This is a genomic window from Rhizobium favelukesii (assembly GCF_000577275.2).
Classification (GTDB): domain Bacteria; phylum Pseudomonadota; class Alphaproteobacteria; order Rhizobiales; family Rhizobiaceae; genus Rhizobium; species Rhizobium favelukesii.
In genome coordinates this window covers 2,224,431-2,244,633 of the sequence record NZ_HG916852.1, presented here as the reverse complement: position 1 = coordinate 2,244,633, position 20,203 = coordinate 2,224,431, and the positions used below count along the sequence as shown (strand labels likewise).

The following is a 20,203-nucleotide window of genomic DNA, read 5'->3' as shown; positions in this document are numbered from 1 at the left end:
TAACAGCGGGCATTTTCCTGTCGCGCGTTTCATTCACTTAGGCTAAAGACACCGCAATCGCGCAACGGCAGGGACTTCCGAGAGCTCATGACCATTTCCAATACCCGCCCGATCACCCCCGAACTGATCGCCGCCCATGGCCTGAAGCCAGACGAATATCAGCGGATATTGGACCTGATCGGCCGCGAACCGAGCTTTACGGAGCTCGGCATCTTCTCGGCCATGTGGAACGAGCACTGCTCGTACAAATCCTCGAAGAAGTGGTTGCGCACGCTGCCGACCAAAGGCCCGCGTGTCATCCAGGGACCCGGTGAAAATGCAGGTGTCGTCGATATCGATGATGGCGACTGCGTCGTCTTCAAGATGGAGAGCCACAACCACCCCTCCTACATCGAGCCGTATCAAGGTGCGGCGACGGGCGTCGGCGGCATTCTGCGCGACGTCTTCACCATGGGCGCCCGCCCAATCGCAGCGATGAACGCGCTACGTTTCGGCGAGCCGGACCATCCAAAGACCCGTCACCTCGTCTCTGGCGTCGTTTCCGGCGTTGGCGGCTACGGCAACTCCTTCGGCGTGCCGACGGTCGGCGGCGAAGTGGAATTCGACGCCCGCTACAACGGCAACATTCTGGTCAACGCCTTTGCCGCTGGTTTGGCGAAGTCGAACGCGATCTTCCTCTCGGAAGCCAAGGGCGTCGGCCTCCCAGTCGTCTATCTCGGCGCGAAGACCGGCCGCGACGGCGTCGGCGGCGCGACCATGGCCTCGGCCGAATTCGACGAATCCATCGAGGAAAAGCGCCCGACGGTTCAGGTTGGCGACCCCTTCACAGAAAAGTGCCTGCTCGAAGCCTGCCTTGAGCTGATGCAGACGGGCGCCGTCATCGCCATCCAGGACATGGGTGCTGCCGGCCTCACCTGCTCGGCCGTGGAAATGGGCGCCAAGGGCGATCTCGGCATCCTGCTCGATCTCGATACCGTGCCGGTGCGCGAAGAACAGATGACGGCCTACGAGATGATGCTGTCCGAGAGCCAGGAGCGCATGCTCATGGTCCTGGAGCCGGAAAAAGAGGCCGTTGCGAAGGCGATCTTCGTCAAGTGGGGCCTCGATTTTGCCATCGTCGGCAAGACCACCGACGACTTGCTGTTCCGCGTCGTTCACCAGGGCGAGGAAGTCGCCAACCTGCCGATCAAGGATCTCGGCGACCAGGCGCCGGAATATGATCGTCCGTGGCGCGAGTCGGACAAGCGCGCGCCTTTGCCGGCCAACCTCATCGCGGCCCCGGCTGATTACGGTCAGGCGCTATTGCAGCTCGTTGGCTCTCCCAATCAATCAAGTCGGCGTTGGGTCTACGAACAGTACGATACCCTGATCCAGGGCAACTCACTCCAGCTTCCTGGCGGTGATGCGGGCGTCGTTCGCGTCGAGAACCATGCGAGCAAGGCTCTCGCTTTTTCCTCTGACGTTACGCCGCGCTATGTTGAGGCAGACCCGTTCGAAGGCGGCAAGCAGGCGGTCGCGGAATGCTGGCGCAACATCACCGCAACCGGCGCAGAGCCGCTGGCGGCGACCGACAACTTGAACTTCGGCAATCCCGAGAAGCCCGAGATCATGGGCCAATTCGTCCAAGCCGTGAAGGGCATCGGAGAAGCCTGCCGGGTTCTCGATTTTCCCATCGTGTCGGGCAATGTCTCGCTCTACAACGAAACCAATGGTGTTGCGATCCTGCCGACGCCGACGATCGCTGGCGTTGGCCTTCTGCTCGACTGGAAGAAGATGGCGCGTATCGGCGGCGCCGCGAATGGCGACAAGGTGATCATGATCGGTACCGACGGCAGCCATCTCGGTTCGTCGGTCTACCTGCGCGATGTTATCGGCAGCACTGAAGGCCCCGCTCCGGAAGTCGACCTCTTTGCGGAGCGCCGCAATGGCGATTTCGTGCGCTCGGTCATCCGCAACGGCCAGGCAACGGCCTGCCACGATATCTCTTCGGGTGGCCTCGTACTTGCTCTGGCCGAAATGGCGATGGCATCCAGCAAGGGCCTAAAGATCAGCCTCGGTGAATGCAGGGGAGCGCCGCACGCGCTGCTGTTCGGCGAAGATCAGGCCCGCTACGTGCTAACGGTGCCGGCGGATGTCGCAAACTTCGTCTGCGCCAATGCCGAAGGTGCGGGCATACCCTTCCGCCGCCTCGGCACGGTCGAGGGTAATAGCCTTGTGGTCGACGATCTGCTGTCGCTGCCGATTCAGCAATTGCGCGACGCCCATGAATCATGGTTCCCTGATTACATGGAAGGCCATGGCACGCTCGCTGCCACGGAATAATGCGCAAGGAGTAACGATCATGCCTATGAAACCCGGTGATATCGAAGACATGATCAAGGCTGGAATCCCCGGCGCCAAGGTAACCATTCGCGACCTCGCCGGCGACGGCGACCATTATGCAGCGGAAGTCGTCGCGGAAGCCTTTCGCGGCAAGAGCCGCGTGCAGCAGCACCAAATGGTTTACGAAGCCCTCAAGGGAAACATGGGCGGTTTACTGCATGCCCTGGCGCTGCAGACATCGGCACCTGATTGATATCGATGCAAAATGCCCGGTCACAAGCCGGGCATTTTGTTGTAGCCGGATCCGGCAAAGACCAAGCCGGACCGTGGGCCGGCCGTCAGCAGCGTGAAGTCGAAGGGAGCCCGCAAATCCGGCCCCAGGACGTACTGCCGATGCACGCGCAGAAAGTCCTTCTTGATCTTCCTATAGTGTTCAACGCTCAGCATCTGCTTGACGCGGATGAACACCATCTTGGCGGGGCGTGCGTCGCCATGCCCGCAAACGGCCACCACCGGGACCTTGTAGAAATGGATCGCATCCGTCATGCATTGGACATCGAGCCATTTGACGGTGTCGCATCGCGCTATGAGGCCCACCCGTGATCGCAGCAACTGCGCGGGGCGCAACAATGCACATTGCAGGATTGCTGACCCGAGCGTCGCAAAGATCACCCTCGTTCCGGCGAAAACACCCGCATGCCGCTCGAGAAGTATGCCGATCACATGCGCCGCCACGCTGGAGCCCATGCTGTGAGATGAGATTACATATTCGTCCGCCGGCTCCGACAAGGCTGCCCGGGCAGCGGTGGCACAGCGATCGAGCCACTCGCTGAATTCTGGATGGTTCATCCGAGCAAGAGCCACCGCCATGTGCCAGTCCGCGAAAAGATGCAATGTGTAGAAACGTTCGGCAAAAGGTAGAAACACGAAGCCGACGAAACACAACGCCAGCGCCACGCTCCACAGAAGATGAAAGCCGGGCAATTCCATTCCGATCGGTATGACAGCGATCGTGGCACTGAGCGAGAAGCCAAGGATCATCATCAGAAACGGAAAGACAAAAAACAGTCCGAAGCGCCAGGCATGCCTGAAATAGCCGGCCAGCCCGCCGTAGGCGATGACCTGCAACGCGCTCCAAAAACCTGCGCGGATCTGCGCCGCCCGGCTGCCCGTCCTAAGCCCTTCGACAAGGGCATTGTGGTCGAGGACATGGATGTGGCTGCAGGTTTCCCAGCCATCCGCGCTCGTCTGCACCTTGAAGCTCGTTGAATCCGGTCCGTATTCCGGTTCGCCTGCCAGCGCTGAGAAATTCCAGACGGCTGCACTTTGCTTTGCTGATCGTGCGTAGCGCGAGCAGTGGGCACGCCCATCAAGCGGCTCGAACCCCGGAAAGTGGAGAACGACCCTTTTTGAAATCAATGTCATTATTCTCTTTCGTGGCCGCGCAGCGGCAATAATTGCTGCGCCGCAATCTGCGACAATTGTGGCGAAATCCGGGTGGATTCCGTTGACGAGCGGGCGCCGGTAGCGCCATATCGCGTCGCTTCCGGAGGAGGCGTAACGCAAGGGCAACAATCCGCGCTCCGCAAACCGTTAGGGTGCTCTTTTTTTGCCCCGACCTGCTGGAATTCCGCCGATCACATGCTATCTAAGCTTAACGATTGAAACGGCGGGCCTTTAACTCGCCTGTGGAAAGGATCAGGTCCCTATGAGCGGCATCAACGAATTCATCGACAACGAAATCAAGAGCAACGACGTCGTCCTCTTCATGAAGGGCACGCCGCAGTTTCCGCAGTGTGGATTCTCCGGCCAGGTCGTGCAGATTCTCGATTACATCGGCGTCGACTACAAGGGCATCAACGTGCTCGCTGACTCCGAGATCCGCCAGGGCATCAAGGATTATTCCAACTGGCCGACGATCCCGCAGCTCTACGTCAAGGGCGCGTTCGTCGGCGGCTGCGACATCGTCCGGGAAATGTTCCAGGCCGGTGAGTTGCAGCAGCACCTGCAAGAACACGGCGTCACCGTTCGCGGCGCCGCCTGACCTGTCCGGTCACCGGGCGTCCGCCCGGTTTCCAAATCTTGTATTTTGAGTCCGAGGCGCTGTGCTCAACAGCGCCTTGGCCTGTTTATGGGAATTTCATTGTGACAGATTCATCACAAGCGGTGCACGCGGGCCAATTGCCCATGGGCAAAGGGGAATTCATTGTGCTCGCCGCCTTCCTGATGGCGGTCAATTCGCTTGCGATTGACATCATGCTTCCGGCGTTGCAGCAGATCGGCGCGAGCCTCGGCGTCGAGAGCGAAAATCACCGCCAATTCGTCGTTTCCTCCTATCTGCTCGGGTTCGGCCTGGCGCAGCTCTTCTACGGTCCACTCTCCGACCGCTTCGGCCGTCGCCTGCCGCTGCTGATTGGCCTCGCCATCTATATCTGTTCCGCACTCGGGATCGCGCTGGTGCCGTCCTTTGCCGGCCTCCTCGTGCTTCGCTTCGTTCAGGGCATTGGTTCGGCGGCCACGCGCGTCATCACGATCTCCATCGTCCGTGATATCTATGGCGGTCGGCAAATGGCGGAAGTCATGTCGCTGATCATGATGGTCTTCATGATCGTTCCCGTCATCGCGCCGGGCAGCGGCCAGATCATCATGTTCTTCGGCAGCTGGCATCTGATCTTCGTGTTCATAGCCATCATGGCGGCTTTGATTTCAATCTGGGCCTATCTCCGCCTTCCCGAAACCCTGCGTCCCGCGAATGTTCGCCCCTTCACCGCCCGCTCGGTAATCGGCGGCTTCAAGCTGGTTCTCACGAACCGCATCGCGCTCTGCTACACGATCGCCAGCACCTTCATCTTCGGTTCGCTGTTCGGCTTCATCAATTCCGCGCAGCAAATCTATGTCGGAATCTACGATCTCGGCGTGTACTTCCCCTTTGCTTTCGCCGGTGTTGCCGTCTTCATGTCGCTGTCGTCCTTCCTAAACTCGCGGCTCGTCGGCAAGTTCGGGATGCGGCGGCTGTCGCATGGCGCGTTGGCCGGCTTCATCACCATCAACACGATCTGGCTTGCGGCCCTCATCCTCGGACCGCATCCGATGCCCTTCCCCCTCTTCATCGGCTTCTTCGGTCTGGCGATGTTCCAGTTCGGATGGATCGGCTCCAACTTCAACTCGCTTGCAATGGAGCCGCTCGGCCATGTCGCGGGAACGGCCTCGTCCGTCCTCGGCTTCATGAGCACGGTCGGCGGTGCGTTGATCGGCGCCGGCATCGGCCAGGCATTCAACGGCACCGCGCTGCCGATGGTCGCGGGCTATTTCACCGTCTCGATCATCGGTCTGATCTTCGTTTTGATCGCAGAAAAGGGGCGTCTCTTCCAACCGCACAATCCCGCGGTCTGATCGGCTCGCCCCACTTCATATTTCAGGATTTCCATTATGACGCCTGCCCATAAACCACATGTTGAAAATCAGGGCTCCCGCCGAATAGGCATGGGTTTCGTCGAATTCGTCGTCACCATCGCCATCATGACCGCCAGTATCGCCATGGCGATCGACAGCATGTTGCCCTCGCTTCCCGCGATCGGCCATTCGTTCGGCGTCACCAACGCCAACGACGCGCAGCTCGTGATCGGTGTCTTCTTCCTCGGCTTCGGCGTGTCGCAGATCATCTTTGGCAGCTTGGCAGACACCTTCGGTCGTCGCAACATCCTGCTCGGCGGTCTGGCGGTCTATGTGCTCGCCATGTTCGCCGCGGCTGCCACCGGCAGCTTTGAAATGCTGCTGGTCATGCGCTTCGTGCAGGGCCTCGGAGGCGCTGCCGTTCGCATCACCACCATGGCGATCGTTCGTGACTGCTTCGGCGGCCGCGAGATGGCGCGTGTCATGTCCTACGTGATGATCGTCTTCATGATCGTGCCGATCGTGGCACCTTCGGTGGGGCAAGTGATCATCACCTATGCCAACTGGCACTGGATCTTCATCCTGCTCGGCCTGGTGGGCGCAATCCTGTTCATCTGGGCGCTGCTGCGCCTCAAGGAGTCTCTGCCGAGGGAGGAGCGCATCCCCCTGTCGGTCGGCTCCGTCGTCGACGGCTTCAAGACCGTTCTGACCAACAAGATCACCTGCGGCTACATGATCGGTCTCACCATGTTCACGGGCGTCATCAGCGCCTACGTCATTTCGGTCCAGCAGGTTTTCGGCGAGGTCTACGGTCTCGGTGACTGGCTGCCGATCGCGTTTGCGGCAACGGCAGGCGGTATCGCGGTGGCAAACTTCGCCAACGGCTTCTTCGTGCGCAGGTTCGGCATGCGCCGCATCTCGCACGTCGCCATGATCTTGTTCACGATCGTCTCGGCGATTGGCTACGTCAAGGCGCTCGGCGGCCGCCCCGATTTCGCCTTCGCCTATGCGCTCTTCACCATCCTGCTGATGATGTTCGCCGTCATCGCAACCAACTTCACTGCAATCAGCCTGGAGCCTATGGGCAATCTGGCCGGCACGGCGACCGCCATCACCGGCTTCGTGTCGACGACCTTCGGCGCGATCCTCGGCGGCACGGTTGGCCAGCTGTTCAATGGCACAGTCCAGCCGCTGTTCGGCGGCTTCGCGGTCTTCGGCGCGATCAGCATCGCCGCAACGCTCTGGGCGGAAGGCGGCAAGCTCTTTACGCATCCGGGCGACAGCCCTCAGCTCGATCCGAGTGCCGGACACTTCTAATTGCTTGTTCGGCTTCCTTCAATAGGAATGCGCTACACTTCCGATGATGGTCGCTCGCAGCACTCGTTGCGGGCGGCACTCCCTCTCAGGTTTATCGCCAGACCAGAACAACCGACGCAGCCAGCGCCAATGCCATGACAATGTTGAAGCGCCTGGCCGAACGCTCACCCCGGAGAAGGCTGGCCATAAGCGCGCCCATCGCAAGCCACAGCATGCCCGCAGGAAATGCAGCAGCGGCAAAAAGTGTCCCCATCCACAGGGCGCCGCTGATTTGATTGTACTGCACAGGTACGAGATAGGTACTTCCCGCACTCAGGGCGACAAGCCAGCCTTTTGGATTCAGCCACTGGAAGAGGAAAGCTTGCAGAAATCCCGTCGCACGCCCCTGACCGTCCGCCTCGAACGTGCCTGCATTGACGATCTGCCAAGCTAACCACACCAAGAACAGAGATCCCGCCATCTTCATCGCAATCACAACCTTTGGCGCAGCGGCGACAATCTCCCCAACGCCGAAGGCGCTCAGAACAATCATCACCCCCATTCCCAGCGACGCACCGATCGGACAGGTGATGCCTCTCCAAGCGCCGACGGCCGCACCGGTGGACAGGATCATCGCGTTACTAGGCCCCGGCGTGACCGCCGCGACAAATGCAAACAACGCGAAGGCCAGCGCCTGAGCGGTATCCATGTTCGCTCTCCAGGTCATCAATAGGAGGAGCATCCTAAGCTCGGCGTTTCCTTCTCGTATTGTATGTCTGTGCAAACGCGGCCGATGGACAGCCATTGACACTGACGATTTGCCTTGCGTGCCTCAATCGGAAACGGAGGCGCGCGCGGTGAGCGGCCCGCGCGAAGACGCATTCCACATTCAGGAGCCCGACAGTTCGGCGGGCTTTTTGTCAGACTGTGAAGACCTCACGCCGCAGGAGTTCCCAGCTCGCCCTGTCAGGCGTAATCAGCAAGCCCCCGGTGATGTGGTGCGGCAGATACGGCGAACCGTCAAAACGGGCCGCATAGGCCCCGGCCTCGATACTGAGAAGCGTGCCGGCAAGATGATCCCAGGGCATCAGCTTGTTGTACATGAGATAGTGCACGTGGCCGCCCGCAAAGGCTCGATATTCGTGGGCTGCGCAGCGGTAGTTGGCGAGGAACCGGACCTTGGCCAGATTGGCAAGGATTTGGCCACGTTTGGGCTTTGGCAGGAAGCCGGTCGACGCCATGCCGACCATCTGGTCCAGCGCGACGGGCGCAGCGACAGAGAGCCGTTCTGTTTCGCCGCCGGGACGCCGAAGCCATGCGCCGCCGCCCTTCTCTGCGATCGCCCAATCGTCACCCATCGGGTCGTAGATGATGCCGGCAACCGTTTCGCCCCTGGCAACGACCGATGCCATGACGCCAAAGGCCGGAATCCCGGATGCGAAGTTGAACGTCCCATCGACGGGGTCCACGACGACTGCAAGGTCGGCGCCTTCGAGCTTGCCGAGGAGCGCGGGATCGGCAGCAACTGACTCCTCGCCGACGAACACGGCGTCCGGCCAAAGCGCGGCCGCCTCCGCCTTGATCATCCGCTCCGCCTGCAGATCGGCCTCTGTGACCAGATCGGTTGCCTCGCTCTTGGCACGGACGTCATCGCTCCCAAGTCGACGGAAACGCGGCAAGATCTCCGCCTTCGCCGCCCGCCGGAGGAGATCGGCAAGCGTCGTGGTGTCTATCGTGGAACTCATGGAACTTCCTTCTTGACGTGAGCGCCGATTACTCACTCTTCGGCGCGGTCTCCCCGGCCATCAGGCCGGCGAAATCGAAAAGTTTGGGATCGAGCAGATGCGACGGGTTCACATGGGCAAGTGCTCGGAGCATGGTATCCTTGCGGCCCGGCATCCGGCGTTCGATATCGGCCAGCATATCCTTCATCGCATTGCGCTGTAGCCCGTCTTGCGAGCCACAGAGGTCACAAGGAATGATCGGAAACTGCATTGCCGCGGCAAACTTCGCCATGTCGTCTTCGGCGCAGTAGGCGAGCGGGCGCAGAACCATCAGGTTGCCCTCGTCGTTGAGCAGTTTGGCCGGCATCGAGGCCAGCCGCCCACCATGGAAGAAATTCATGAAGAAGGTTTCGAGGATATCCTCGCGGTGGTGACCGAGCACCAATGCGTCGCAGCCCTCCTCCTTGGCGATCCGGTAGAGATTGCCGCGGCGCAGGCGCGAACAGAGCGAGCAATAGGTTGCCCCTTCTGGAACCTTCTCCTTCACGATCGAATAGGTGTCGCGATACTCGATACGGTGCTTGACGCCGATCCTCGTGAGATAGTCGGGCAGGATATGCTTTGGAAAGTTCGGCTGCCCCTGATCGAGATTGCAGGCGATCAACTCGACCGGCAACAGACCGCGCCATTGCAGGTCGAGCAGCAGCGCCAGCAGCCCATAGGAATCCTTGCCGCCAGAAAGGCCGATCAGCCAGCGCTGTTGGCCTCTGAGCATGCCGAAGTCGTCGAACGCCTGCCTGATCTGGCGCAGCAGACGCTTCCGCAGCTTGTTAAACGAGACGGAGCTCGGCGCATCGGCAAACAGCGCATGCACGATGCCGCCCTCGGCTGCCGCTGTCTCCAGCTCGTCGGCAATATTGGCTGCGATGTTCATATCTTCGTCCAATCAGAGTCTGATCTGCTCTAGCAGAAAGCCACGACGCAACACAGCATCAATCGCCGAAAACCGACCATCCGGTGCGAGCCGCAAGCATCTCAAGCGCAACAGCGCCGAGCTGCGAGTTCCCAACCTTGTTCAGCCCCGGAGACCAGACCGCCATCGATGCAATCCCGGGCGCAACGGCGAAGATGCCGCCGCCAACGCCGCTCTTGCCGGGCAGACCAACGTGATAGGCGAAGTCGCCCGATCCGTCGTAGTGACCGCAGGTGAGCATCAGGGCGTTAATACGCCGCGCACGCTTCGGCGACACCACCGACAGACCTGCCACGGGGTTGCTGCCGCGTGCCGCCAGAAACAGGCCGGCCTTGGCAAGCTGCTCGCACGTCATCGACAGCGCGCATTGGTGAAAATAGACACCGAGCACGTGTTCGACCGGGTGCTCGAGATTGCCATAGGCTTTCATGAAATTGGCGAGCGCGACGTTGCGGAAGCCCGTATGCGTTTCCGATTTCGCAACCCGACCGTCGATGGTGACCCCGTCGTCGTCCGAGAGGTAGCGCACAAAGCGCAGCAGCTCGCCGATCGCCTCGCGTGGCGCATGCCCTGATATGACCACATCGGTCACCGCGATCGCGCCGGCGTTGATGAAGGGATTGCGCGGAATGCCGGATTCCTGCTCGAGCTGTACGATCGAGTTGAACGCCGAACCAGAAGGCTCGCGGCCGACGCGCTTCCACAGCTGCTCGCCAACCTTGCCCAGCGCCAGCGTCAGCATGAAAACCTTGGATATGCTCTGGATCGAAAACGGAACGGCGCTATCGCCGACGCTGTATATCTTGCCGTCGACCGTCGTCACGGTCAGCCCGAACTGGTTCGGATCAACCTTGGCCAGATCGGGAATGTAATCCGCCACCCTGCCCTCGCCGATTCTCGGCTTGAGTTCGGTATAGATCCCGTCGAGGATCGCCTGCAAATCCGTCATGATCATCCCGCTCCAGATAACAAAAAAGCCGCCCGAGAGGCGGCTTTTCCGTATGCGAAAACGCCTCTCGCTAATTAGCGAGAATAGAATTCGACCACCAGATGCGGTTCCATGACGACCGGATACGGTACGTCGCCGAGAGCCGGAACACGAGCGAAGGTAGCAACCATCTTGTTGTGGTCGGCTTCGATGTAGTCCGGAACGTCACGCTCAGCTAGGCCAACTGATTCCAGAACGGAAACGAGCTGCTTCGACTTCTGACGAACTTCGATGACGTCGCCAGCCTTGCAACGGTAAGAACCGATGTTGACGCGGACGCCGTTCACGGTCACGTGGCCGTGGTTCACGAACTGGCGGGCAGCGAAAACGGTCGGAACGAACTTGGCGCGATAGACGATCGCGTCCAGACGGGACTCCAGAAGACCGATCAGGTTTTCAGAGGTGTCACCCTTGCGGCGGGCGGCTTCAGCGAAGATTGCACGGAACTGCTTTTCGCGCAGGTCACCGTAGTAGCCCTTGAGCTTCTGCTTGGCGCGCAGCTGCACACCGAAGTCGGAAAGCTTGCCCTTGCGGCGCTGACCATGCTGGCCCGGGCCGTATTCGCGGCGGTTCACCGGGGACTTCGGACGGCCCCAGATGTTTTCGCCCATACGGCGGTCAATCTTGTACTTAGACGATTCGCGCTTGCTCATCGTATTTCCTTTCAGAAAGTTAGAACGGTCTGTTGCCAAACCGCGTGAAGGAAACACGCCCTCCTTTGATCTTCTTTCGAGGATCCGACAGGATCATCCCATTACGCGAACAGGACAAATCCACGGGACATGTCAAATGAAACACCGGACATCTCTGCCCGGTGCTGGCGCGGTCTTTAGGGGGAAGTCGCTGGAATGTCAATCACAATCCACATCTGGCCCGACCCTAGCGTTCGCTTTTCGTCGGAGAACGGCTCTGCCTCGATCGCAGCGTTATTCTGCAGCAGAGGGAACGTCGTCCATATCAGCCGCATTTGCATCGCCTGGCGCCGTCTGGCAGTTGATGTCGGGAAACGCGACGATACGCTTGCCCGAAAAGTCGGTATGCACGACGACGATGCCTTGCTCTTCAAAATATCCGAGTAAGCGTCTGGCCCGCCGTGCCGAATGGGTGCCGTAGGCGCGTGCAATCCGGGCGTCCGAGGGGCACGGTTCGCCGCAGACGGCGGCCTTCGCCAGCATCAGGAAGACGCCCTGGAGATCATCGGTAACACCGGTAGAGAGCGACAGCGCCGTCGCCCACGCCTCCGTCTCCGCCGTTGCCGCGTCCACGCCGGAGCGCGAAATCGCGACGCGACGCCTGAACTCCGGCAAGGACATCGGTGGACCGGGAACCCGGCGCATACGAAGTCGCACGAGGAACTCCTGGTAAAGCACGGAATCCGTTCGGAATCCAGAGTCCGGATCGTCCAGAATCTCGTGAAGCACGGCTGTCAGGCGCTCCTCTCGCTCCTGCGCCGATAGCTCAGGCTGTGGCACACGTGTCTCCGAGGGTGAAGCCGAGGCAGCAGGCGCCGAACGCGCCAATTCGGCGAGAATATCAGTTGTCGGCCGCGGCGCAGGCGGGGCGCGACGGACGATCGGACGTTGGAATTCTTCCGGATCCGGCGTGAAGATCAGGTCTTCGACGTCTTGCGGCGCATCCGGCAGCGGCATGAGCTTGGGACTCGACGAACGCGCGGACGTTTCAACATTGCCGATCTGGATCGGTAGCGGACGGCGCGACAGCGCCGGTCCCAGCGCGACGAAGTTTCCGCGCTTCAGGTCGCGGAACATTTCCGCCTGCCGGCGGTCCATGCCGAGCAGGTCGGCCGCTCGTGCCATGTCGATATCGAGGAAGGTGCGGCCCATCAGGAAGTTCGAGGCTTCTGCGGCCACGTTCTTAGCGAGCTTGGCGAGGCGCTGCGTCGCGATCACCCCGGCAAGACCGCGTTTACGGCCACGGCACATCAGGTTCGTCATTGCACCGAGCGACATCTTGCGGGCGTCTTCCGAGACGTCGCCGCCGACCGAAGGCGCAAACATCTGAGCCTCGTCGACCACGACGAGAACCGGATACCAGTATTCGCGGTCGGCATCGAACATGCCGTTGAGGAAAGCGGCGGCGGCGCGCATCTGCTGCTCGATATCAAGCCCTTCGAGTGTCAGGACGCAGGAGACGCGATGCTGGCGGATACGGTTGGCAATGCCGGCCAATTCTGCTTCGGTCCGCTCGCCGTCGACGACGACATGGCCGAACTTGTCCGACAGCGTGACGAAATCACCTTCAGGATCGATGATGACCTGCTGCACCCACTGTGCGGATTGCTCCAGCAGGCGGCGGAGCAGATGCGACTTGCCGGAGCCGGAATTGCCCTGCACCAGAAGACGGGTAGCCAGAAGCTCCTCGATATCGAGCGTGGCCGGATTCCCCCCCGTCGCCGATCCCATATCGATACCAACCTGCAATGTCACAATCCTCTTTCAATCGAACACGGCGTGCTAGCAGGTTTGAGCGTGTCTTTGGCGACACGGTCGCACAAACCCACAGGAGAAAACGTCAGAACCGCACCGCAAGCATGCGCGTAAACGCGAGGCTGATGGCGAGCGGAACAATCAACACCGCTAGCCCTACGCGCAGACCCGACACCTCGGCGATGAAACCGATGAGCGGCGGCCCGATCAAAAAGCCCGTAAGGGCCATAAAGGACAGGATGGCGACATTGGCTGCCGCGGGTCGATCCTTGAGGCTCGCCGCCGCCGTGACGGCCAGGGGAAAGCCGACCGACACACCAATGCCGACCAGCCCAAAGCCAGCCATCGTCACCAGGCTCTGCCAGGCAAAGACGACGATCAGCATGCCCACAAGAGCAGCCGCACCGCAGCCCCTGGCCAGCAAAATCGCGCCAAAACGCTGCTTCAAATGGTCGCCACTGAAGCGCCCGGCCGCCACCATCGAGGCGAAGATCGCATATCCGATGCCGGTCATCATACCGTCGGTCTTGAAAACGTCTTTGAGATAGACAGCCGACCAGTCCGCAATCGCCCCTTCGGTCATGGTAATTCCGAAGACGAAGGCGCAGATGCCGAGGAGCGCGCTGCTCGGCAATTTGAACGGCGCATGCGGCGGAGCCGACCCAGCTTCGCGATCCGGCGGCAGGCGGAGGCTTGCCAGGACAGCAAACGGCAAAACGATGAAGGCGGCCGCCATGATCGCCCATTCCACCGAAGTTGCAATGGCCACCATCGCCGAACCCAGCAAGCTGCCAGCCATGATACCAAGGCTCCAGAACCCATGGCAGCGGTTCATGATGATCGAGCCGGTATCCTTTTCGGCGCGATCCGCCTCGACATTCAGCCCCAACTCCAGCGTCGACATCGCGACGCCAAGCAGCGCCAGCGCAATGAAGAGCTCTACCGGCGTACGGGAGAAGGCCGGTAGGCAGACAATCACCGAAAAGACGAAGAAGCCAGCTATGACAGTGGTCTTGCCGCCGATATGAGACACCACTCGTCCGGCGACGGGCAGCGTCGAGAGAATACCGAGCGGCATTCCGAGCAAGGCCAGCGCAAGATCGGCAGGCCCGAGTTCCAAACGGGCCTGGATTTCAGGAATGCGCGGCAACCAGCTGCCGAACGCAATCGGCTGCAGAAAAAAGATAGCCATGACACGTTTTTGGAAGGACATGCGGAGCCTGGCGGGATCGATGCGAATCACAACCCCCAGTGTGCGCAGTCGCTTAGCTTTGCGATAGCCCTTATTGCATCAAGACCAGATTGGTGTTGGCGCTAGCGCCGAACGTCAAGCCCTGAGCCCAAACCCCTGCATCAGCCGCCGCGTCGCAAAATCGGGATTGCCCGAAGTGAATACTGCAAAGTCGAAATTGTCGGAGTGCACAGCATCGGCGACCTTCGGTACCAGGCTGCGGGCGCGCCGCGCAATCGCCTCCGCCGGGTCCAGCCAATCGACCGGCCAGGGTGCGAGCCGCCGGAAGACGTTGGCCATGAAGGGATAGTGCGTGCAGGCAAGCACCACGATGTCGGTCTTGCGACCGTCCTTCTCCACGAAACACTGGTCGATCTCGGACAGCACGACCTCGTCGGATACGGTATCGCCGCGGATATAAGCCTCCGCCATTCGCGCCAGGTTTTCGGAGCCAACGAGGCGTACATGGCATTGCTGCGCGAACGACTGAATCAGATCGCGCGTATAGGCGCGCTTGACCGTCCCTGGCGTCGCCAGCACCGAGACGAGCCCTGAGCGCGTCCGCTCTGCCGCCGGCTTGATCGCCGGTACCGTACCGACAAAGGTCATCTCAGGATAGGCCGCGCGCAGATCGGCGCCAACCAGCGTGAACGCCGTGTTGCAGGCGATGATGCAGACCTCTGGGTCATGCTCGGCAAGCAGCCTGGCGAAAAGGCTGATGATCCGTTCCTTCAGCGCCTGCTCTTCCCAGCCGCCATAGGGAAAGCCGGCATCGTCGGCGATGTAGATAAAACCGCGCTCTGGCATCAGCACGCGCGCCTCACGCAGCACGGTCAGCCCCCCGATGCCGGAATCGAAGACCAGAACCGGTTTCAGCTCATTCGCCGCTGGGGTCATCGTTCGGCTGTTCCTTGGCATCTGCAGGTGGTCGGCTGCCGCGCGGATACTTCCGCGAGAAGCGGTCGAGGGAGGAGATCACGCCGCGCAACACGCTGATTTCTTGCTCCGTGAAGGCGCGGCGGGACAGGACTGCGCGCAGATTGTCCACCATTTTGGGCTTTTTCCCGGCAGGGTGGAAATAATTGCGGGCCTCCAGTGCCTCTTCCAACTGGTCGTAAAGACCGAACAATTGTTCCTTGGTCGATTGCGTCTGCGACATCGCCTGGAAAGGAACGGTTCCGATATCTTCCATGCCCGACTTCATCCACTCATAGGACATCAGCAACACGGCTTGCGCGATATTCAGCGACGCGAAAGCGGGATTGACCGGGAAAGTGACGATCTCATCGGCGAGCGCGACTTCCTCATTGGTCAAACCCCACCGCTCGCGGCCGAACAGGATTCCGGTGCCCTCGCCTGCGCGGAATTTCGCCCGTAGCGTCTCTGCCGCCACGACAGGCGAACGCACTGGTTTGAAACCGTCCCGCTCGCGCGCCGTCGTCGCATAGACGAAGTTCAAGTCGGCGATCGCCTGTTCCAGCGTCTCGAAGACCTTCGTGCCTTCGATCACATGATCTGCTTTCGAGGCGGCAGCCTGAGCCTTGTCGTTCGGCCAGCCGTCGCGCGGGTTGACGAGCCTGAGTTCCGCTAGGCCGAAGTTCGCCATGGCGCGCGCAACCATTCCGATGTTCTCTCCCATCTGGGGTTCGACGAGAATGATAACCGGACCTTCTGTGAGAAGTTGCCGCTCGCTGTTCGTGCCTGCCATGACGCTGGATCCTTTTGTTACGGGCGGAATAGCCAAGCCGGGCCAAAACGGCAAGGGTCAAGCGTTCGGGTAGAGCCTGTCCAACGTCGAAGTAATCATTTCCACGCCCAGGCGCGCGCCGGCATGTGACAGCGCCAAGTGCCGTCCGGGCGCACCGCTAGTCTTTCGGTCGACGAAAAAACACTCCGACTGACGCCCTGCCAGAAGCGTCACGCGTTGGAGCTCTGCGTCAATCAGCTTAATGCTCTCAGCATCGCACGCAGGGCCACCGTAGTCTTTGGCCATGATCCGCGCCCAATAGGTCGCCGCGAGAAAGATTGCCAGCGTCTGCCTGGTGTGTCCCGGTCTGGTGACAACTGACCAGGTCGAACCGAGAGGACGTGCTGCAGCCGTTAGATCGCGGTAGGCAGCGTCTAGCTTTTGCGAAAGAGCGATCAGCAAATCTGTCGCTTCCCTCGCAGCCGCGGCCGAAAGCAGCTCCTGCAGCGCGGCAAACCATTTGCCTAGCGCGACATCGAGCGCCACCCGCGTTCGCGCCGGAAAGACGACGAAGGCAACGAACGTGCCCGCCGCCGCCCCAAGCATCGTTTCTTCGATACGCAGCATGAGCAGGTCGACCGTCAGCGTCCCGATCATCCCGTAGACCAGGCAGAGCGCGATTGAGACGAAGAAGGTCATCGTCGCGTAGGACGTCTGCAGGAAATAGAACGCGAGGAAAATGGCAACCGTCGTGACCGCCAGCGCAGCTACCACATGCGGCGTGAGAAACGTCGTCAAGACCAGCCCCATCGCAATCCCAAAGAGCGTCCCAAGGGAACGCTGCAGGGCCTTCGTCGCGGTGTCGCCACGGGAGTTCGTGTTGGTGAACACCAGGAAGGAAGCGAGCACGGCCCAAAACCAGCGCTCGCGCGATAGCATCAAGCCGAACGTCATCGCGATCGCGGATGCTAGCGTTACCTGCAGCGCCGAACGGATCAGGGGATTGGCGAGCGAAAAGTCGATCTTGGCAGGGGCGCCAACCGTTTCTGTCACGGCAGCGACCTCGACAAATCCGGTCGCGTAGCCCGTTTCGATCGTCCGCGCGAGCAGCGCGCGCGCCTCACCGAGGCGGATCAATGCCTGGCTCGTCTCAGCTTGCAATTCATCGGGCGTCACCGGCGTCCTGGGGATGGGATCTCCCTCGATGATGGCGTGAACGAGAGCAAACGGCGGCACGCTTTGCGAACTGAGTACAATCGCGCTCTCGGCGGCAAGGTGAGCGTCGAACAGGCGGATAGCCAACTCGGCGGCGGGCTCCGTGCCGGCATCGAACACTCCCGTCGGTGGTCGCGGAAGCCCTCCGCCATGAGCACGACTTCCTTCAGGCGCTCCTCCAGCTGGCGCAGTTCCTGCGCATCTTTGTCCGTCATTCGCCCCACGGACGCGAGCGCCGCGATCTTGAATAAAATTTGGTTGATGCGGCCGCGCACGCTTTCCAGCGAACGCAAGAGATCCCGACGCCAATCATCGGGAAGCACGAGAGAACGCACAACATGCCCGATCAGCGCCGGAGCGACCGGTCCGATCGCAATCAGCGGAAGCTCTGCAATGGACGGGCGGAAGTAAGCACCCATGAAATAGGATGTGAAGGCGAACATGCCGATCGCATGCCCCCGCGGGCCGAACACCCGTCCGGCCGCGGCAAGAAAGATGATGAGCAGGAAGGCTGCGTCTGAGACAGAGCGATTTGCTTCCAGCGCTGCGGCAAGGCCAACAACGCAGACACTCGCCGCGCAACCAAATAGACGCGTCACAAGCTGCGACGCGCTACCCTTGTCTTTTACCGCGACGGCGCCTTCGATCGACAAGACAATGCCGAGACCGTAGGCAGCCGTCGGCAGCGGAAACAGCAGATGGTGGATTGCAAGCAGCGCCCCAAATGAAAGCGCTATCGTCAGCGTTACACGCGACGCCACTCGCAGACGCGACAGCGCCGGGTCGTGGGCGAGCAACCAGTCACGAAAGTCAAAACCGGAAAGCAAGCTGCTCTGGCCCCTCATTCGCGCCCCTCAGACAGCCAATGATAGAGGGCGTTTTCGACAAGTACCAACGGACGGCTTCGCCGTCCCTCCACACAACCGCTACTCGACGGTGAGAACCGAGCGCACCGACCATCTCGGAAAAATACGGCCCCGAGTTATCCGAGCCATCACTGGCCCTTGGCGATCTGCACCATGGTGTTCTTGAGCGAATTCGGTGGTTGCCCAGGATCACCCTCGGTGACGATGTCATCGATCACAGGCTTGCCGACCTCGTCGAGCATCTCGAACCGAACGGTGGTCACGGCCTGCTTGTCCGATCCGTCATCCATGCATGTCGCCTTCTTGAAAGTGACAATCACTTCCGTCGCTCCGTCAGCGCCAGGCTTCGGCGTATAAGTCAAATCCTCGAGAGGGCATGCATCCTCGCCATTGACGATCACGTCGTAGTCGAAAGGCGAAACCCCGTCTTCGTCGGCAGCCGGGTTCTGGATCGCCGCCTGGTATTTGGTCACGAAGTCCTTGCTATACAGCCTCGAAAGCTTGCTTGCATCGAAGATGTCGATCCAGTCGCTGTCCGCACCCGACCAGTTCTTGATCGTTGCATCCATGATCTCCTTGACCGGTGCCGTAACATCGGCGGCAAGGATCAGTGCGGTCGAGCCGAGAAGGACCGCTAGGGCAAGAGAAATCTTCTTCATGACGAATATCCGGGCAATGGTTTCGCGGCGGAGACTAGCCATTTTCCACGGCTTGGCAATGGCCGCAAAAACGCCGCCGCCTCCCGCTTCCGGCTTTGCACTCCCGGCGCACAATGCTATAGCGCTCCGGATTTGATATCACCCACCCGGGACGCCCGTCCCTTCTAAGCTTAACGAGGCAGATACATGAAGAAGATCAAGGTCGCCAATCCCGTCGCCGATCTCGACGGCGATGAAATGACTCGCATCATTTGGCAGCTCATCAAGGATAAGCTGATCCATCCGTATCTTGACCTCGACATCGACTACTTCGACCTCTCCGTCGAAAACCGCGACGCCACCAACGACCAGGTCACGATCGACGCCGCCAACGCCATCAAGAAGCACGGCGTCGGCATCAAGTGCGCGACGATCACGCCCGACGAAGACCGCGTCAAGGAATTCAACCTCAAGCAGATGTGGAAGAGCCCGAACGGCACGATCCGCAACATCCTCGGCGGCGTGATCTTCCGCGAGCCGATCATCTGCCAGAACGTTCCGCGCCTCGTTCCGGGCTGGACCAAGCCGATCGTCGTCGGCCGTCACGCTTTCGGCGACCAGTACCGAGCCACCGACTTCAAATTCCCCGGCAAGGGCAAGCTGACCATCAAGTTCGTCGGTGAAGACGGCCAGGTCATCGAAAAGGAAGTCTTCGACGCCCCGGGCGCCGGTGTTGCCATGGCCATGTACAACCTCGACGAGTCGATCCGCGAGTTCGCCCGCGCCTCGATGATGTACGGCCTGATGCGCAAGTGGCCGGTCTACCTGTCGACCAAGAACACGATCCTCAAGGCATACGACGGTCGCTTCAAGGACATCTTCGAAGAAGTCTACCAGACCGAATTCAAGGATCAGTTCAAGGAAGTCGGCATCACCTACGAACACCGGCTGATCGACGACATGGTCGCATCCGCTCTGAAGTGGTCCGGCGGCTACGTCTGGGCGTGCAAGAACTATGACGGCGACGTCCAGTCCGACACGGTCGCACAGGGCTTCGGCTCGCTCGGCCTGATGACCTCGGTTCTGCTCACCCCGGATGGCAAGACCGTCGAAGCCGAAGCCGCACACGGCACGGTTACCCGCCACTACCGCCAGCACCAGAAGGGCCAGGAAACCTCGACGAACTCGATCGCCTCGATCTTCGCCTGGACCCGCGGCCTCGCGCACCGCGCCAAGCTCGACGACCATGGCGAACTCGCAAAGTTCGCGGCCACGCTCGAAAAGGTCTGCGTCGACACTGTCGAAGCCGGCTTCATGACCAAGGATCTGGCGCTGCTCATCGGCCCCGATCAGCCTTGGCTGTCGACCACTGCCTTCCTAGATAAGATCGACGAGAACCTGCAGAAGGCCATGGCATAAGCCA

17 protein-coding genes and 1 pseudogene are annotated in these 20,203 nt (G+C 60.7%); 6 read left to right on the top strand and 12 right to left on the bottom strand.

The features are described 5' to 3' along the window. The first annotated feature begins 87 nt into the window (after positions 1 to 87). Positions 88 to 2,322, top strand: coding sequence for a phosphoribosylformylglycinamidine synthase subunit PurL (gene purL / locus LPU83_RS49670; RefSeq protein WP_024312745.1), 2,235 nt, complete (start codon positions 88 to 90; stop codon positions 2,320 to 2,322). A 19-nt stretch (positions 2,323 to 2,341) separates the two neighbouring features. Continuing rightward, positions 2,342 to 2,575, top strand: coding sequence for a BolA/IbaG family iron-sulfur metabolism protein (locus LPU83_RS49665; RefSeq protein ID WP_024312746.1), 234 nt, complete (start codon positions 2,342 to 2,344; stop codon positions 2,573 to 2,575). Positions 2,576 to 2,595: 20 nt separating this feature from the next. Here LPU83_RS49665 and LPU83_RS49660 read toward each other — a convergent pair whose 3' ends face one another. Next, a complete protein-coding gene (locus LPU83_RS49660) occupies positions 2,596 to 3,747 on the bottom strand; it encodes a hypothetical protein (RefSeq protein ID WP_024312747.1) in 1,152 nt (383 codons plus the stop codon). Between the two features lie 283 nt (positions 3,748 to 4,030). On the opposite strand from LPU83_RS49660, the gene grxD reads away from it, so the two are divergent. From grxD to LPU83_RS49645, 3 genes are all read left to right on the top strand, one after another. After that, positions 4,031 to 4,366 (top strand): Grx4 family monothiol glutaredoxin, encoded by a 336-nt coding sequence (gene grxD / locus LPU83_RS49655; protein ID WP_024312748.1) that lies wholly within the window; start codon positions 4,031 to 4,033, stop codon positions 4,364 to 4,366. A gap of 143 nt (positions 4,367 to 4,509) precedes the next feature. Further along, positions 4,510 to 5,715: a multidrug effflux MFS transporter gene (locus LPU83_RS49650; protein ID WP_024312749.1), complete on the top strand. Its 1,206-nt coding sequence runs from the start codon at positions 4,510 to 4,512 to the stop codon at positions 5,713 to 5,715. A 36-nt stretch (positions 5,716 to 5,751) separates the two neighbouring features. After that, positions 5,752 to 7,032, top strand: coding sequence for a multidrug effflux MFS transporter (locus tag LPU83_RS49645; protein WP_024312750.1), 1,281 nt, complete (start codon positions 5,752 to 5,754; stop codon positions 7,030 to 7,032). Between the two features lie 91 nt (positions 7,033 to 7,123). On the opposite strand, the gene LPU83_RS49640 is transcribed toward LPU83_RS49645, so the two are convergent. From LPU83_RS49640 to LPU83_RS49590, 11 genes and pseudogenes are all read right to left on the bottom strand, one after another. Next, a complete protein-coding gene (locus LPU83_RS49640) occupies positions 7,124 to 7,720 on the bottom strand; it encodes a LysE family translocator (RefSeq protein WP_024312751.1) in 597 nt (198 codons plus the stop codon). 211 nt (positions 7,721 to 7,931) lie between these two features. Beyond that, on the bottom strand, positions 7,932 to 8,756 hold the full coding sequence (locus LPU83_RS49635) for an inositol monophosphatase family protein (RefSeq protein ID WP_024312752.1): 825 nt from the start codon (positions 8,754 to 8,756) through the stop codon (positions 7,932 to 7,934). A 28-nt stretch (positions 8,757 to 8,784) separates the two neighbouring features. Then, on the bottom strand, positions 8,785 to 9,669 hold the full coding sequence (gene ttcA, locus LPU83_RS49630) for a tRNA 2-thiocytidine(32) synthetase TtcA (protein WP_024312753.1): 885 nt from the start codon (positions 9,667 to 9,669) through the stop codon (positions 8,785 to 8,787). 58 nt (positions 9,670 to 9,727) lie between these two features. Then, on the bottom strand, positions 9,728 to 10,657 hold the full coding sequence (locus LPU83_RS49625; protein WP_024312754.1) for a glutaminase: 930 nt from the start codon (positions 10,655 to 10,657) through the stop codon (positions 9,728 to 9,730). Between the two features lie 74 nt (positions 10,658 to 10,731). After that, a complete protein-coding gene (gene rpsD / locus LPU83_RS49620; protein WP_024312755.1) occupies positions 10,732 to 11,349 on the bottom strand; it encodes a 30S ribosomal protein S4 in 618 nt (205 codons plus the stop codon). 273 nt (positions 11,350 to 11,622) lie between these two features. Continuing rightward, positions 11,623 to 13,137: a helicase HerA domain-containing protein gene (locus tag LPU83_RS49615; RefSeq protein ID WP_024312756.1), complete on the bottom strand. Its 1,515-nt coding sequence runs from the start codon at positions 13,135 to 13,137 to the stop codon at positions 11,623 to 11,625. A 91-nt stretch (positions 13,138 to 13,228) separates the two neighbouring features. After that, entirely contained in the window at positions 13,229 to 14,356 is a 1,128-nt protein-coding gene (locus tag LPU83_RS49610) for an MFS transporter (RefSeq protein ID WP_024312757.1), read from the bottom strand. Between the two features lie 114 nt (positions 14,357 to 14,470). Further along, on the bottom strand, positions 14,471 to 15,271 hold the full coding sequence (murI, locus tag LPU83_RS49605; protein ID WP_024312758.1) for a glutamate racemase: 801 nt from the start codon (positions 15,269 to 15,271) through the stop codon (positions 14,471 to 14,473). Beyond that, positions 15,252 to 16,082 carry an RNA methyltransferase gene (locus LPU83_RS49600; protein WP_024312759.1) on the bottom strand — a complete coding sequence of 277 codons (831 nt, stop codon included), beginning with the start codon at positions 16,080 to 16,082 and terminating at the stop codon, positions 15,252 to 15,254. Before LPU83_RS49600 ends, murI begins: the two co-directional genes overlap by 20 nt. A gap of 57 nt (positions 16,083 to 16,139) precedes the next feature. Continuing rightward, a pseudogene (locus LPU83_RS49595) lies at positions 16,140 to 18,121 on the bottom strand (FUSC family protein). A gap of 149 nt (positions 18,122 to 18,270) precedes the next feature. Beyond that, positions 18,271 to 18,801 carry a hypothetical protein gene (locus LPU83_RS49590; RefSeq protein ID WP_024312760.1) on the bottom strand — a complete coding sequence of 177 codons (531 nt, stop codon included), beginning with the start codon at positions 18,799 to 18,801 and terminating at the stop codon, positions 18,271 to 18,273. Between the two features lie 186 nt (positions 18,802 to 18,987). Between LPU83_RS49590 and LPU83_RS49585 the strand changes: the two genes are divergently transcribed. Continuing rightward, positions 18,988 to 20,199 (top strand): NADP-dependent isocitrate dehydrogenase, encoded by a 1,212-nt coding sequence (locus tag LPU83_RS49585; RefSeq protein ID WP_024312761.1) that lies wholly within the window; start codon positions 18,988 to 18,990, stop codon positions 20,197 to 20,199. Positions 20,200 to 20,203 lie beyond the last annotated feature (4 nt).

Bases quoted from the DNA above. Each gene is read 5' to 3' on its own strand.
- grxD (WP_024312748.1), top strand. From the start codon at position 4,031: ATGAGCGGCATCAACGAATTCATCGACAACGAAATCAAGAGCAACGAC.
- LPU83_RS49660 (WP_024312747.1), bottom strand. From the start codon at position 3,747: ATGACATTGATTTCAAAAAGGGTCGTTCTCCACTTTCCGGGGTTCGAG.
- LPU83_RS49590 (WP_024312760.1), bottom strand. From the start codon at position 18,801: ATGAAGAAGATTTCTCTTGCCCTAGCGGTCCTTCTCGGCTCGACCGCA.
- LPU83_RS49585 (WP_024312761.1), top strand. From the start codon at position 18,988: ATGAAGAAGATCAAGGTCGCCAATCCCGTCGCCGATCTCGACGGCGAT.
- LPU83_RS49610 (WP_024312757.1), bottom strand. From the start codon at position 14,356: ATGTCCTTCCAAAAACGTGTCATGGCTATCTTTTTTCTGCAGCCGATT.
- murI (WP_024312758.1), bottom strand. From the start codon at position 15,271: ATGACCCCAGCGGCGAATGAGCTGAAACCGGTTCTGGTCTTCGATTCC.
- LPU83_RS49665 (WP_024312746.1), top strand. From the start codon at position 2,342: ATGCCTATGAAACCCGGTGATATCGAAGACATGATCAAGGCTGGAATC.
- LPU83_RS49645 (WP_024312750.1), top strand. From the start codon at position 5,752: ATGACGCCTGCCCATAAACCACATGTTGAAAATCAGGGCTCCCGCCGA.
- rpsD (WP_024312755.1), bottom strand. From the start codon at position 11,349: ATGAGCAAGCGCGAATCGTCTAAGTACAAGATTGACCGCCGTATGGGC.
- LPU83_RS49650 (WP_024312749.1), top strand. From the start codon at position 4,510: ATGGGCAAAGGGGAATTCATTGTGCTCGCCGCCTTCCTGATGGCGGTC.
- LPU83_RS49625 (WP_024312754.1), bottom strand. From the start codon at position 10,657: ATGACGGATTTGCAGGCGATCCTCGACGGGATCTATACCGAACTCAAG.
- purL (WP_024312745.1), top strand. From the start codon at position 88: ATGACCATTTCCAATACCCGCCCGATCACCCCCGAACTGATCGCCGCC.
- LPU83_RS49600 (WP_024312759.1), bottom strand. From the start codon at position 16,082: ATGGCAGGCACGAACAGCGAGCGGCAACTTCTCACAGAAGGTCCGGTT.
- LPU83_RS49640 (WP_024312751.1), bottom strand. From the start codon at position 7,720: ATGGATACCGCTCAGGCGCTGGCCTTCGCGTTGTTTGCATTTGTCGCG.
- LPU83_RS49635 (WP_024312752.1), bottom strand. From the start codon at position 8,756: ATGAGTTCCACGATAGACACCACGACGCTTGCCGATCTCCTCCGGCGG.
- ttcA (WP_024312753.1), bottom strand. From the start codon at position 9,669: ATGAACATCGCAGCCAATATTGCCGACGAGCTGGAGACAGCGGCAGCC.